A 253-nucleotide genomic window follows, 5' to 3' on the forward strand; every position below is an offset into this window, starting at 1 on the left:
GCGGGTCGTACGGCGCGATGACCGGGGCGAGGAGCGCTGCGAGGATCCACGCGGCGATCACGCCGAAGGAGATCACCGTCACCGGCGTCCAGAACGAGGTGCGCGGTGTGAACCGGCGGCTGCGACGGAATCCGCGACGACGCGGCTCCTTCGCGACGGCGAGCCGGTCGGAGGACAGGATGGTCATTTCGCTCCGATCCGGGGGTCCACGATCGTGTAGAGCACGTCGACGAGGAGGTTGATCAGGGTGTAG

Annotated in this window: 1 pseudogene; it reads right to left on the minus strand. The window is 68.0% G+C overall.

Going from position 1 to position 253, the window contains the following annotated elements:
- Nucleotides 1-187: pseudogene (locus tag ACNPM4_RS12655) on the minus strand (hypothetical protein); the annotation flags it as partial.
- Nucleotides 188-253: the final 66 nt, after the last annotated feature.

This window comes from Microbacterium umsixpiens (assembly GCF_053543675.1).